This is a genomic window from Bacillus sp. FSL R9-9410 (genome assembly GCF_038050385.1).
Taxonomy (GTDB): Bacteria; Bacillota; Bacilli; order Bacillales; family Bacillaceae_G; genus Bacillus_A; species Bacillus_A cereus_U.
The window spans coordinates 255,128-268,130 of record NZ_JBBOTV010000003.1; the positions used below are offsets into that span (position 1 = coordinate 255,128).

Here is a 13,003-nt window from a genome sequence, read left to right on the forward strand (position 1 = left end):
ATATTACGATATGTAATTAGGTTTATTATAAAAGAACGTATGGTATATAAGGATTCATAAGCACTTGTATTTTCTCTTTATATTTAATAATTGAGTTTAGTTATATATGATCCTTGTATTATTTATATAAAATACTTGTATATATTTTTATTTGAAATATTGTTTTCTTTAGATTAGATACATAAAAAATCAGAAAAATATAAGTGAATATATTATCATTAGGATTTTCTGAAACTGTTGACTTTTAAAATTCACAGATGTATTCTTATACATGAACAACAATTTACTAAGAGAAATATACAAATTAATAGATTCATTCTTTAGCTAAACGGACACACCGAAGGCACATAACCTGCCATCGGTGTGTCTTTTTTTATGTATTAATAACATTTGAAAGGGAGAAATCAGAACTATGAATGAAATTGTAAGCATGAGTAAAGAGAGATTTGCAAAGTATTGTGAGGATAATTCAACGTTTGAAGAAAGTATTAGTCGTATCATTAATCATTACTTTTTATTGTTAGGTAACAAAGCTAATATCCTACAAGAAAGGGAGTTTAATAGCGAAGTTGAAGAAAAGAAATTTAAGAACAATGTAAAGCGCTTTGAAACTCTATTCCCAGCAGCAGCCAAGAATGCATTTTTAAAAGGATATCAACTATGCCTTGAGTTTGTACATCATCCTGAAACCCACATTCCAGAGGAGCTATATACTGATTCGAATCTTATTAAAGATATTCCTTTTGCTTTAGTAAATGCATCTGAGTTTGAATTATATGAAATCATTCGAACAGATGAAACACAGGAATTTAGTGTATTTGCAATACGAACATTTGAGGGGATTCGTCCATTACTAGAACAAGTATTTTGCGAAATTGCATTTGCTGGCGCTGAATGTGCGTTTGAACACGAACGATTGGAAAAAGGATTTGAACTAGTAAATGGGGATACCACTACTTTAACAAAAGTTCCTGTAGATCGTCTTTTTGCAATTACGCCTTCAGTAAATGGAGTTGTTGTGCATGCGGAAGAACATTGTGAGATTTGGAATCTAACTTGGAATAGCGGAGTAACGATAGACAATCCTTTCGTTGAGCTTGCAGAGGTAACATTTATTCATCAAACAAGAGATATGATTCAAAAAAGCATTGAAGATGGTGTTTTATACTACAGAATTCTTTATCTCGATACACCATTAAATGAAATTCAGGATCGACTGGAAATACGAATAAAACTTAATTCTGATTTTGAGGCACCACGACCATTGGAACAAGTTGAAGTGGAGTATATTCTGAATGAGATTTTTGGGAAGATTCATCAACAGGCGCAAATTCCAATTGAAAACATGATTTTAATCCAACGCTAAAAGTTGAAGGAGGTCTACCATGGTCAAAAAAATTGTATTAGCCATCAGTGATACTGTATATACGGCATATTTACGAGAAGATTTTGTTGGCGCGGGATTTGAAGTGGCTGATAGTGATGTGATGCACATAAAATATCTAGATGAAATTCTAGATACTGAACAACCCAATATTCTATGTATTAATGATAAGCGATTAAATATTGATGCGGGACAGGAAGATAAACGTGAATTGATTATCTTACAGAAGTTAAGGGATATACGTTTTAATCGAGATATTCGTATTGTAGTTTTTACAGAACGTGAAAATGATGATGAGTTTTTGGCGAAACTGATTTATCTAGGTATCTATGACATTTTCAACTCTCGTAGAATTGATATTGATAATAAAGTCATCCCGCAGTTGCTACAGGAGTCGGATATTAAGAATGTAGCCGAGATTGTTGGAGCAAGTCAGGCACCGCAACAAACGAAATTACCGGACATTCCTGCTGAGGAAGAAGAGGAAGTGCCAAGTGACTTAGAGGAAGGAAGCAATGATGAACCTTCCTCTAAGTCAAAAATATTTAAAAACAAACAAAAACGTAAGTCTGTACAAGAGGAAACTGTAAAAGCACCAATAATTAAAAAGCAATATAAATTATCGTTTGAACCTGTATATGAGAAGCAGATTGGTATAGCAATTCCAAGGAAAACAATTGTTGTGGCCAGTATGAATAGGAGAAGTGGAGCTACTTTTGTTTCACATCTCCTAGCTGCCTATTTGAATGAACTACAGATTGATGTGAACTATATAGAGAATCTATACGATGAGGGATATACGTATCCACTATTAAAGGGCTACACAGAAGCACCAGAAAATTATCGCAGCGAGTTCATGTTACAGCGCTATAAAGAGATGTTACAGAAGGAATCCGATATATTATCGATTCCAAAGTGGAAGCAAGGAAAAATAAACTTTATCGTAAAGAATCCTATTGTAGACCAAGAATTAAAAAATGAAACAGAGCAGGACTTTGACCATTTTATTAAGGTCTTATTGGGGAACCAAGAAGCACCTATTTCTATTATTGATGCAGGGAATGATTGGGACAAAGATTTATACCATGAGATATGCGAAATGGCTGATTACATATTCTTTGTAGCGGAGCCAGATCTTCATCAAATGTTAAAGATAGCACACCCTCTTACGCAAAAAGAAAGAAAGTTAGTTTCCTACTTAGCATTAGAGAAAACAAAAGTAATTGGGAATAAATTTTCATCATCATTGTTAAAACACGAGGTAGTGAAAGAATGTTTAGGACAGAAGTTATTAGCAGCTATACCACCTTATGGGATTGAGGATATATTTGAAGCACAGTTGAATAGTAGTACGTTACTATCAAGTCGTAACTATTATAGAGAGTTAGAAGGAATAATGAAGAAGATAGCAGAGTTATTACTACCAAACGAATTGCTGAACCAGAAGAAAAGATCTATATTAAGTGGATTTCGTTTCCGAAAGACCGAAAATTAAGAAGGGATGATAAAAAATGCAAAAATTTATTGTAGCTGCAAGTACGTTGCTATTATTTGTTGGATGCCTTTTCTTTGTTACGGATATGGTGATTGGGGATACAACGCATACTGATAATAAATCGTCTTTAGAAAGAGGGGGCGAGATAGCTCTATCTAAGGCTGTAAAAGTAGGTACTCTCCGTGCAGAGGAAGAGATAGCAGTTGACCGAGAAGTAGCAGAAAAAGAATTTGAAAAAGCATATAACAGTAATGCAGATTTTAAAGATCCTGCTTCAAAACGTGACTTTTCTGTTCATGTTGTACAGGAAAAACCAGCAATGATCGCTGTTGAAGGTGATGCAGAAGCTGCTAGTTATTTTAAGCAATTTGATGAAAAAAAAGAAACGATAAAGAGTAAAGCAAGAAGTATTATCGTCTATGATGCGAATGCAAAAGAAAAACAAATTGGTGGGAATGTAAAATAATAGAAAAAGAGTAGGTGTATAAAGAATGCAAAATACAGTAACTACAGCTCTATTCCTTACACTTTCTTTATTATTAATTAGTCTTCTACCTGAAGGTGTATTGTATGGGATTCAGTTGGTGAAAGCACATAACTTTGCTTCTGATATGGTAGAAAGTGCAGAGAATAAGGGTGGATTTCAATATGATAACAATGGGAAAAGGGTTGATTTAATCCCTGGAATAGAGAAAAGAATGAAAGAAGAAAAGATGGATGGCTGGAAGTATGAGTATACGAAAGGTCGCATAGAGCATGGTCATCCACTCTCTTTCAAGGTGAATGCAGAACACCATTTCTTCATATTTAAGCTAATTGGAGTAGAAGGTGTAAAGGCTCCGATATGGGCAAGTAAGGATGGAATGGGACAAGTATATTTTAAATAATGAAATTGAAATCTATAAGATTCTTACTATAAAAGACTATGCTGAAAAGTATAGTTTTTTTGCTAGAAAAATATATTTAAAAATAAGTATATAAAAATACTTTACAAGCCTATTTGTATATGGTAATATTTCCCACATAGAACAGCGGTTATAAAAAAACGATATCATATAATTTATATGTTAAATTATCTGGATTTTATGTTCAAATTAGGTACAATAAAAGAATCTATAAAAAAACTAATATATTTGGAGGAACAAACAATGGCTAACAAATTTTTAAAAACAGCAACAGCACTAACAATTATGGGAACATCACTTTTAGGGACGGGAGCATTTACTGCTAAAGCTGCTGATAATACAGATTCATTAAAATTCAATGATGTTCCAGCTAATCACTGGTCTACGAAAGCAATCTATGATTTAGCAAACCGTAAAGTAGTAGCAGGATACGGAAATGGACAGTTTGGTTTTGGTGACAATGTAACTCGTGGACAAGTTGCTCGTATGATTTATGCATATGTAAAACCAGCGGATGCAGATGCTAGTTTCAAAAATCCATTTACTGATATTAAAGGACACATGTTCGAAAAAGAAATCTTAGCACTTGCTAAAGCAGGTCTTGTAAGTGGTTATGGTGAAGGGAAATATGGTCCGGATGATATTTTAACTCGTGAACAAATGGCACAGGTACTTACAAATGCATTTAAGTTTAAAGCAACTACAAAAACATCATTCACAGACGTTGATAAAAACTCTTGGGCATATAATGCAATTAATGCAATAGAGGAAAATGGTGTTACAGCTGGTACAGGAAGTAATAAGTATTCTCCACAAATGCACGTAACTCGTGAACAATACAGTCAGTTCCTATATAACTCTATTAATGTAATCGAAAAAGAAACAAAACCTGAAACGAAACCAGAAGAAAAACCAGAAGTGAAGCCAGACCCGAAACCTGAAACGAAACCAGAAGAAAAACCAGAAGTGAAGCCAGACCCAAAACCTGAGACAAAACCAGAAGAAAAACCAGAAGTGAAGCCAGACCCGAAACCTGAAACAAAACCAGAAGAAAAACCAGAAGTGAAGCCAGACCCGAAACCTGAAACAAAACCAGAAGAAAAACCAGACCCAAAACCTGAGACAAAACCAGAAGAAAAACCAGAAGTGAAGCCAGATACAAAACCAGATCCAAAACCAGAAACGAAACCAGAAACTAATTTACCAACGAATTTAGACAAAAGTTTAACTACAGAAGATGTTAATTATAATCCAATCGCTATGAATAACCTAATTGCTCAAAAATCTATTTCTAAAGAAGCGCAAAATCTTATTAAGAGTGTGAATAGTAAATATGGTACTAACCTTAAATATGCAGATTTAGATGGAACGATTAGACTAATTGATAAAAATATGTACCTACCAGCAGGTACAATAGGTGCACAAATCTACATTGATGCAATTAATGAGAATGATTTTAAAATTATCTTCCTAGATAATAACGAAGCAACTATTGAATTAGTTAAAAAATGGACTACGTTGTTAAATTCTGATTTAGTCCTAGATAAAGAAATTCAAGAAACAGTAGATGCTCAAGCAATCAATAACTATGAACAAGGAAAATATAAAATCCGTGTAGGGCATTCTACAGCTGACCATATGATGTACATTCAAGTACGTGTATAAATTTATTGTAATTTAAATTTATATTTGATATATTTAAATATACAATATAATAATTAATCAATATCGATGATTTATTTACGTAAAGGACACACCTTACGTACCTACCAAGGTACAGGTGTGTCCTTTTTTATGTTTAAAGGAGGGGTTTTATGAAACTGAGAAAAAGAATATTGTTAACTTGTACTTCTTTGATGCTGGCGTTTCCATCAGTAGTAAGTGCAGGAAATAGTGACATACCATTTTATGATGGGAATGAAACTACGTCTTTAAAATCACCCGAATTACAATTGAGTGGGAAACTACTTAGGCCTGGAAGTGGATATAAATCAGTAGATTTATTATACAGAGCTGATTTACATTTTCCAGCTGTGTATAATGGTTCTTTTAATTGGGGAAATCCAAGGGACAACCTGATTCAAAATGAAGAACAGTCAGAACCTTATGTTCGTATTTCAAATGATGGCTATATTAATAGTTCAGTTCCAGTGGGAGATCGTATGGTAACCGAAATGGAGAGAGTTACAAACGGTATAATAGCAACTAAATATTGGGGTAACTCTGAATTTGTTTTAAAAAATATTATTCCACATAGGATTAAAAATAGATCTTCAGATGAATCTTATGGAGATTTTTATTGGATTCGTGATATAGCATATCTTTCGGGTGGTTATGCGGGATCTGGTGGTGTAGAAGGTGTGAATAAGTATAACTTGTGGTATGTCCGTACCAGTAAGCCTGAAATAAAAGATTTTAAAGCGTCTAGTAGTAAAAAAGATGTACCTGTTAAATTTACATTTAACGGTTTCGAATATGTAAGTAAAGGAAAAGGATACAACGATAGAGATCCGAATGGGACAACAGTAAATCCTTATCAAGCAGCTGCTGGTGAACGAAATCGTGTGAAATGGGTGCTAGACATTACAAAAGATGGAGAAACAGTGCATCATCAGGAGAATTACTTACGTTCGAATCCGCAGAAAGATAACCAGAAACCAAATGAAGGCGATGCAGGACGATTTACTAAAGAAGATGTAAGCTGGCAGCCGCAAATGTGTGGTCGTTATACTGCAAAGCTAAAGATTACTGATGCTGTTCAAAGGGATTCAAATGAGAAGACCGTAAACTTTAATGTGGATGGTAACTGTGGTACAGAGGTTACACCTAACCCAGATCCGGGTGATGAAGAAGATTATAAATATAAAATTGATTTTTCGGCTGACCGAATTGAAGGAGAAACAGCAAGCGAAGGAAAGAATATTAAAACCAGAGTAGATGTATCACGTGATAATTTTAAGCCGGAACGTGATCAATATAGAGGGAAGGTAAACAACAATATTAATAAATCTAAGCAGGAAGTAAATAGCTCTGAATCTGATAGAGATAGCGCTCAATCTAGTCTAAGTTATTGCCGTCGTAATCCTATCCATGAAGTAGATGCGGAAGGTAATGATCACTATTATGATAGGGATTGCTCTTGGGAAGAAAATAGACTGGACAACGCTGCGGGTAGGTTAGATAAAGCAAGACAGAAACTAGAAAAAGAGAAGAATAAAATTAAAAAGTTAGATACATTAGAAGAGAAATATGCCAACCCTGAAACGGTAGTTGTATTAAAACATAATGGACAACAAGTAGTATCACAAAGAGTGAAATTAACAGAGGGAGAAAAGAAAACATTGACCCTAGACTGGCAACATAAGGGGAAAGGAACAATTCAAGCGGAAATTAACCCTGCTGGTAATCGTATAGATATAGAAGAAACCACATACAAAAATAATCCTATTAAAACAGCTATCTATGCACCATCTCATGAGAAAGGGATGTGCGGTGTAACTAGTGTAAAAGGTGTGGTAGAAACAGTAAGTGAACGTGTGTCAAAAGAGGATACAGTCGGAGAAATGTTCTATGAAACATTAAGTGGAAGTATTGATAATCTATCACCTTCTAAGCTCCATAGTGGCTATGGATTTTCATACCAAATAAATGGAACATATAAAAATCAATGGAATGCAAATTACCCTGGTGTATTTACAGCAGCAACAGCACAATATCCGTTCGCAGATGAAGGATTAAAATCTAAACAAGATTTAGAACCTAAGACAAATACAGGTTCTACATCAAGTTTTTCTCCAAAGAATATGTATCTATCGGAGAAAACTGGACATGTATTTGATAGTAAAAGACCAACTAAGTCTTTATATTGGGATGGACAAGAAAAGATCATTGATGGGGAAAAAAAATGGTATACACCAATGAAGACGAAAGATGAGGTATATACTTTCAATGTAGAAACAGCTCCAGCAGGTATTAATGAAATGAGTCTATGTCTAACAGAGCAAGTAGAAATTAAAGGTGTTGCGTATGATGATTTTATTAAAAGAAGAGTTTTCCCAGATGATCCATTCCCAGGTGGTAGTGGAGTAGGTTGGAATTGGGTAGGTAAAGAAGAATTACTTCATAAACTGACGGATTGGTATTACATGAAAAATGGGAAATAAAAATAAAATATAGTATAATTAGATGAATCGACAAAAGAAATCCATCTTAAACTAGTAGCTGAATGGACTAACCAAAGGCACATCCCTTAATTGGGATGTGCCTTTTTTCATAGAAAGGGGAATTTAAAGTGGATAAAAAGAAAAAAAAACGTGTGAGACGTGCAATTTTCATCGGGGTTGTCGCAATGATTGTATCTCTGTGCATTGGAAGTGAATTTCAGAATCGGAATGGGAAAAGCTATGCTCCTGCAAAGTATTTTGAAACAGGAACAAAATTGATTTCGTTTTAAAAGTAATTTTATTTATTTCGTCCACTATAGTGGATGAAGAGACATGACATGGACCATAGTTGATGTTATAATATGTGTAGAAGTATTACAAAGATAGTTTTTGCATAAACTAATAAAGACGAGATGCTTCAACATCTCGCCTTATGTAACTGCTACCGCAAGGTGGCTGGTTGCTAAAAAAGTTTATTTTTTCTTAGAACCGCCCTTCACACGCTTGCAGGCATTGTGGGTGGTTCTTTTCGTTTTTCGTCGCTTTTTTAGTATTTGTTTCCAAGACTTAGATAGGAATTTACCTACTCGTTTTGCAAAAAATACAGCGACTTCTCTAGCAATAACTTTTACAATTTCAATTGCTATAGCGAAAAGGATATCCATATAGTCACCTCCTTTCTCTTTAAAAAGATAGAGAAAGGATAGCAACCGACCACCCTGAAATATTCAGTTACGTTACATCTATTATATCATATTTAATGGGTAGTTAATAGCTTGAAAACCTTGATATGACAACGTTTTTAAAGGTTATTTGTTTTTTGGGATTCGTACGTTGGAATAGAAAAAATAGATTTTTTTTTAGAAATGATGGACATAAAACCGTATATATCATAATGTTGAAATTTTAATATTAAAGAAAACAAATACAACATTTTCATATAGACTTTAGATTAGCTAAAAGGACACACCTAAGGCGCATTATGCCATAGGTGTGTCCTTTTTTTGCGTTTAAAGGCTACATAAGGAGGAACACAAACATTGAAGCCATCTAAGTTTCAAAAGAAGCAGATTGCTGCGGTAGGTCTAGCAGCAATAACGGTAGCGGGTATCTATGGGTACATTTCCGTCTGTTTTTATTCGCCAAACACCATTAGAATTTGAAGAATTTGTTGCAGATGTGATTGAACAATAGCACGGCGGTACAACTGTTGTAACGACAGCATCTGGAGATTATGGTGTGGATTTTGAACATCGATTAAATGGTGATTTATACCTTGGCTAAGTGAAGTATATGTGCAGTGATATGTCTTACAAAGCAATTGCGCTTGTACAAAGTAATATTAAAAAATATGGATATATCGTTTCAATCGGTGGTTTTTCGAAAAACGCCAAACGGTATGCGAAAGAATTAAATGTAGAGCTAATTGATAGATATCGACTAGCTGAAATGTACATGGAATTCATTGAAGGTCTTCTCATAACTCAATATGTATTGAGCCTTCCTAATAATTAACTTGGCAGGTAAATCATCAGATATACATTCATTTGAGTGAAAAATCTTTGAAGGGAATAGTACATCTTCTATATATCATAACTTTGTAGAGAAAATAATACTTTGTCTAAAATTTGCATTACGTGGGGGATGTGTATGTTTAGGGGGGGAAATATATGGAGAGGAAAAATAAATGGCACGGATTAAAATCTAATGTAAATCTATCTGCAAGTTTATTTGATCCTAACTTGGTAGGTCCTACATTGCCACCGATTCCACCAATTACTGTACCAACCGGCCCAACGGGAGTAACGGGAATAACAGGCCCAACCGGTCCAACGGGAGTAACGGGCCCAACCGGTCCAACGGGAGTAACGGGCCCAACCGGTCCAACGGGAGTAACGGGAATAACAGGCCCAACCGGTCCAACGGGAGTAACGGGAGTAACGGGAATAACAGGCCCAACCGGTCCAACGGGAGTAACGGGAATAACAGGCCCAACCGGTCCAACGGGAGTAACGGGAATAACAGGCCCAACCGGCCCAACGGGAGCAACGGGAATAACAGGCCCAACCGGTCCAACGGGAGCAACGGGAATAACAGGCCCAACCGGTCCAACGGGAATAACAGGCCCAACTGGACCAGGACCAACTGTGAGTCTTAAATTTCTTTATGTAGCAAATTTCAATGATAATACGGTAGAAATTTATGATATTTTCAATCCGATATTTCCAGTACGTATTGGAGAATTTAATGGTGGGAATTTAGATAATCCTGCTGGATTAGCTATTACAGGAACCACTCTTTATGTAACAAATAATGGAGATGACACGGTAGAAATTTATAATCTTTCCAATCCGACAGCTCCAATACGTATTGGAGAGTTTAATGGTGGCGATTTAAGTGAACCTATAGGAGTGGTTATTACAGGAACCACTCTTTATGTAGCAAATAATGGAGATAACACAGTATAAATTTATAATATTTTGAATCCGACAGTTCCAGTGCGTGTAGGGGAGTTTAATGGTGGCAATTTAAGTGCACCTGTTGAATTAGCTATTACGGGAACCACTCTTTATGTAGCAAATAATGGAGATAACACGGTAGAAATTTATAATATTTCTAATCCGATAATTCCAGTACGTATCGGAGAGTTTAATGCAGGGAATTTAAGTGGTCCTGCTGGATTAGAAATTACAGGAACCACTCTTTATGTAACAAATTTTGATGATAATACGGTAGAAATTTATGATGTTTTGAATCCGATAGCTCCAGTACGTGTTGGAGAGTTTAATGGTGGGAATTTAGATAATCCTGCTGGTTTAGCTATTACAGGAACCACTCTTTATGTGGCAAATAATGGAGATGACACGGTAGAAATTTATAATATTTTGAATCCGATAGCTCCAGTACGTATCGGAGAGTTTAATGCAGGAAATTTAAGTGGTCCTGCGGGTTTAATCATTTTTTCATTATTCGGTTAGTGAGGTCTATTACAACGAGATAACTATTGATAATCATTGATAAATTTATTTAAACAAAAGTTCCTTCAAATCTTCTGAAGGAACTTTTATTTCATGTTTTAGGGAGGGAGCTTTAAAACGTTGATATGACAACGTTTTAAAGGTTTTTTATTTTGTAGAAAATGTACTTTGAAATAGAAAAAACAGATATTTTTTAGAAATGATTGACATAAAACCGTATATATCATAATATTGAAATTGTAATATTAAAGAAAACAAATCCAACATTTTCATATAGACTTTAGATTAGCTAAAAGGACACACCTAAGGCGCTTTATGCCATAGGTGTGTCCTTTTTTTGCGTTTAAAGGCTACATAAGGAGGAACACAAACATTGAAGCCATCTAAGTTTCAAAAGAAGCAGATTGCTGCGGTTGGTCTTGCCGCTGCAACAGTCGCTGGTATCTATGGATACAATCATTTTGCAGTGGAGAATGCAGTAAAACCAACAAAGATTGTCGTAGCCGCAAAGGATATACCCGCTCATACAGAGATTAAAGAGGATATGCTAGTTGAACGCACATTACCTGGTGATTCCATTCCACCCAATGCATTACGCGTGAGTAAGAAAGAGGTCGTAGGAAAATGGACAAATGATGGACAACCCATCACAGAAAATAGCTATCTCTTCAAAAATAAAGTAGTAAAGAAAGAAGAGTTACCAGACTCTGCAATATTAAACTTAAAAAATGGAGAAGTTGCCTTCCCATTACTCGTTGATCTTGAAACAAGTTCCGGGAATAGTATTATTCCTAACACATACGTGGACTTGTATTTCAAACAGGTTGTGAAAGAAGGAGACAATGAGAAGGTTGTATTCGGTGGTCTTTTCCAACGCGTACGTGTTACGGCTGCAAAAGATAGTAATACGGAAGATGCATTCGTGTTAGAAAAGAAAGAATCAAAAGAGGAACAAGAGGGGAAACAAAAACCGAAGGTAACTCGTTTATATACATTAGCTGTTTCACCAGAACAACTCCAATACTTAAATCGTGCGAAAATGCTTGGAGATGTGATTCCTGTTGCAGTCGGACAAAAGGTAGAACAAACAGGGAAGGAATTACAACCAGCGGAAGGGTTCTCGCAAATATCTGATCAGAAGAACATTTTAGACTATGTAGAGAAACATTCAACCAATCCAATTTCTAAAAATGTAAAAGAATATGTTGCACAGTATCTGAACGAATCCAAATAAGAAAGGGGGTATTAAGATGGAGCGGCAAGTCAGAATGGTTGCTTTTTATGCGACAAACGAAAATGTAGGGAAAAGCACGTTAAGTATTGCGATGGCAAATGAGTTAGCTCATTTAGGGAAAAAGGTGCTGTATGTAGAAGCAGACCAAGTAAGGCCGAGTTTTGCAGTTGGAACAGGTCTTAGCCATGACAGCAAAAATATATTAGAGCTTGTAAGGAAAGAAAATGAATACAATCTCTTGCAGTACATTTGCACAAAGCAAGATTTACTAGAGAAAAAATTGAATCCAAAGCTGATACAAAAATTGCACGATAAGATGGATTTTCTAGTATTTCCATCAGGTTATAACCCAGCTCAATTCCCTGAGATTCAAAACAAAGAATTGTTTGTAACAACATTTATCGAATCACTTGTAGAGACAGAATACGATTACATCATTCTATCGGTACCAACTGAATTATCCGAGGTGCTGAGTTACCCAATCTTATACCAATCAGATCTTGTTGTTCATGTGCTAAATGGAAACCCTCGTGGTGCGTTAGCAATCAAGCAGGAATTAAAGCTGATAGAAGAAGCTAAGCTAACATTACCTCGCATGATTCATGTATTAAATATGGCGGATGAGAATTATGTAGAGGATATTGAAAAGCTTTCTTCTCAAAAAATTGCGGTGGCAATTTCGTATGATAGAGATCGTACGAGTTATGAATGGGGGATGCAATTTGGTTCTCCACAAATTAATGAAAAGGTCCATCACATTATGGAAGCAGCTGGATTTGATATTCCATTCCAGCATACATCCTCTATGAAAAAGGGTTTCTTTGGTTTACGAAGTTAAAAGGGG

General features: G+C 35.3%; 13 protein-coding genes. 12 read left to right on the forward strand and 1 reads right to left on the reverse strand.

The genetic code is table 11. The annotated features are described in order from the left end of the window. Window positions 1–412: 412 nt before the first annotated feature. From MKX77_RS27945 to MKX77_RS27975, 7 genes are all read left to right on the forward strand, one after another. Complete coding sequence (locus MKX77_RS27945) at window positions 413–1,366, forward strand: hypothetical protein (RefSeq protein WP_341308418.1); 954 nt, start codon at window positions 413–415, stop codon at window positions 1,364–1,366. 19 nt (window positions 1,367–1,385) lie between these two features. Then, window positions 1,386–2,879, forward strand: coding sequence for a hypothetical protein (locus MKX77_RS27950; RefSeq protein ID WP_341308419.1), 1,494 nt, complete (start codon window positions 1,386–1,388; stop codon window positions 2,877–2,879). 16 nt (window positions 2,880–2,895) lie between these two features. Continuing rightward, window positions 2,896–3,345: a hypothetical protein gene (locus MKX77_RS27955; protein ID WP_341308420.1), complete on the forward strand. Its 450-nt coding sequence runs from the start codon at window positions 2,896–2,898 to the stop codon at window positions 3,343–3,345. 25 nt (window positions 3,346–3,370) lie between these two features. Next, the gene (locus MKX77_RS27960; protein WP_341308421.1) at window positions 3,371–3,766 is read left to right on the forward strand and encodes a DUF4320 family protein; all 396 of its coding nucleotides are present in this window, start codon (window positions 3,371–3,373) and stop codon (window positions 3,764–3,766) included. A gap of 261 nt (window positions 3,767–4,027) precedes the next feature. Next, window positions 4,028–5,449 carry an S-layer homology domain-containing protein gene (locus tag MKX77_RS27965; RefSeq protein WP_341308422.1) on the forward strand — a complete coding sequence of 474 codons (1,422 nt, stop codon included), beginning with the start codon at window positions 4,028–4,030 and terminating at the stop codon, window positions 5,447–5,449. A 149-nt stretch (window positions 5,450–5,598) separates the two neighbouring features. After that, the gene (locus tag MKX77_RS27970; RefSeq protein ID WP_341308423.1) at window positions 5,599–7,947 is read left to right on the forward strand and encodes a hypothetical protein; all 2,349 of its coding nucleotides are present in this window, start codon (window positions 5,599–5,601) and stop codon (window positions 7,945–7,947) included. A gap of 128 nt (window positions 7,948–8,075) precedes the next feature. Next, on the forward strand, window positions 8,076–8,237 hold the full coding sequence (locus tag MKX77_RS27975) for a hypothetical protein (RefSeq protein ID WP_341308424.1): 162 nt from the start codon (window positions 8,076–8,078) through the stop codon (window positions 8,235–8,237). Window positions 8,238–8,420: 183 nt separating this feature from the next. Here the strand turns inward: MKX77_RS27975 and MKX77_RS27980 are convergent, their stop codons facing one another. Then, entirely contained in the window at window positions 8,421–8,612 is a 192-nt protein-coding gene (locus tag MKX77_RS27980) for a hypothetical protein (RefSeq protein ID WP_341308425.1), read from the reverse strand. A gap of 628 nt (window positions 8,613–9,240) precedes the next feature. On the opposite strand from MKX77_RS27980, the gene MKX77_RS30780 reads away from it, so the two are divergent. From MKX77_RS30780 to MKX77_RS28005, 5 genes are all read left to right on the forward strand, one after another. After that, window positions 9,241–9,462, forward strand: coding sequence for a restriction endonuclease (locus MKX77_RS30780; protein WP_445819128.1), 222 nt, complete (start codon window positions 9,241–9,243; stop codon window positions 9,460–9,462). 155 nt (window positions 9,463–9,617) lie between these two features. Beyond that, window positions 9,618–10,415: an exosporium leader peptide-containing protein gene (locus MKX77_RS27990; RefSeq protein WP_341308426.1), complete on the forward strand. Its 798-nt coding sequence runs from the start codon at window positions 9,618–9,620 to the stop codon at window positions 10,413–10,415. Window positions 10,416–10,427: 12 nt separating this feature from the next. Next, window positions 10,428–10,925, forward strand: a complete 498-nt coding sequence (locus MKX77_RS27995; RefSeq protein WP_341308427.1) for an LVIVD repeat-containing protein — start codon at window positions 10,428–10,430, stop codon at window positions 10,923–10,925. A 373-nt stretch (window positions 10,926–11,298) separates the two neighbouring features. Beyond that, a complete protein-coding gene (gene cpaB, locus MKX77_RS28000) occupies window positions 11,299–12,159 on the forward strand; it encodes a Flp pilus assembly protein CpaB (RefSeq protein WP_341308428.1) in 861 nt (286 codons plus the stop codon). 16 nt (window positions 12,160–12,175) lie between these two features. Further along, complete coding sequence (locus MKX77_RS28005) at window positions 12,176–12,997, forward strand: AAA family ATPase (RefSeq protein WP_341308429.1); 822 nt, start codon at window positions 12,176–12,178, stop codon at window positions 12,995–12,997. Window positions 12,998–13,003: the final 6 nt, after the last annotated feature.

Excerpts from the sequence above, each read along its gene's own strand:
- MKX77_RS30780 (WP_445819128.1), top strand. The coding sequence starts at position 9,241 with ATGTGCAGTGATATGTCTTACAAAGCAATTGCGCTTGTACAAAGTAAT.
- MKX77_RS27955 (WP_341308420.1), top strand. The coding sequence starts at position 2,896 with ATGCAAAAATTTATTGTAGCTGCAAGTACGTTGCTATTATTTGTTGGA.
- MKX77_RS27950 (WP_341308419.1), top strand. The coding sequence starts at position 1,386 with ATGGTCAAAAAAATTGTATTAGCCATCAGTGATACTGTATATACGGCA.
- MKX77_RS28005 (WP_341308429.1), top strand. The coding sequence starts at position 12,176 with ATGGAGCGGCAAGTCAGAATGGTTGCTTTTTATGCGACAAACGAAAAT.
- MKX77_RS27980 (WP_341308425.1), bottom strand. The coding sequence starts at position 8,612 with ATGGATATCCTTTTCGCTATAGCAATTGAAATTGTAAAAGTTATTGCT.
- MKX77_RS27970 (WP_341308423.1), top strand. The coding sequence starts at position 5,599 with ATGAAACTGAGAAAAAGAATATTGTTAACTTGTACTTCTTTGATGCTG.
- MKX77_RS27965 (WP_341308422.1), top strand. The coding sequence starts at position 4,028 with ATGGCTAACAAATTTTTAAAAACAGCAACAGCACTAACAATTATGGGA.
- MKX77_RS27990 (WP_341308426.1), top strand. The coding sequence starts at position 9,618 with ATGGAGAGGAAAAATAAATGGCACGGATTAAAATCTAATGTAAATCTA.
- MKX77_RS27960 (WP_341308421.1), top strand. The coding sequence starts at position 3,371 with ATGCAAAATACAGTAACTACAGCTCTATTCCTTACACTTTCTTTATTA.
- MKX77_RS27945 (WP_341308418.1), top strand. The coding sequence starts at position 413 with ATGAATGAAATTGTAAGCATGAGTAAAGAGAGATTTGCAAAGTATTGT.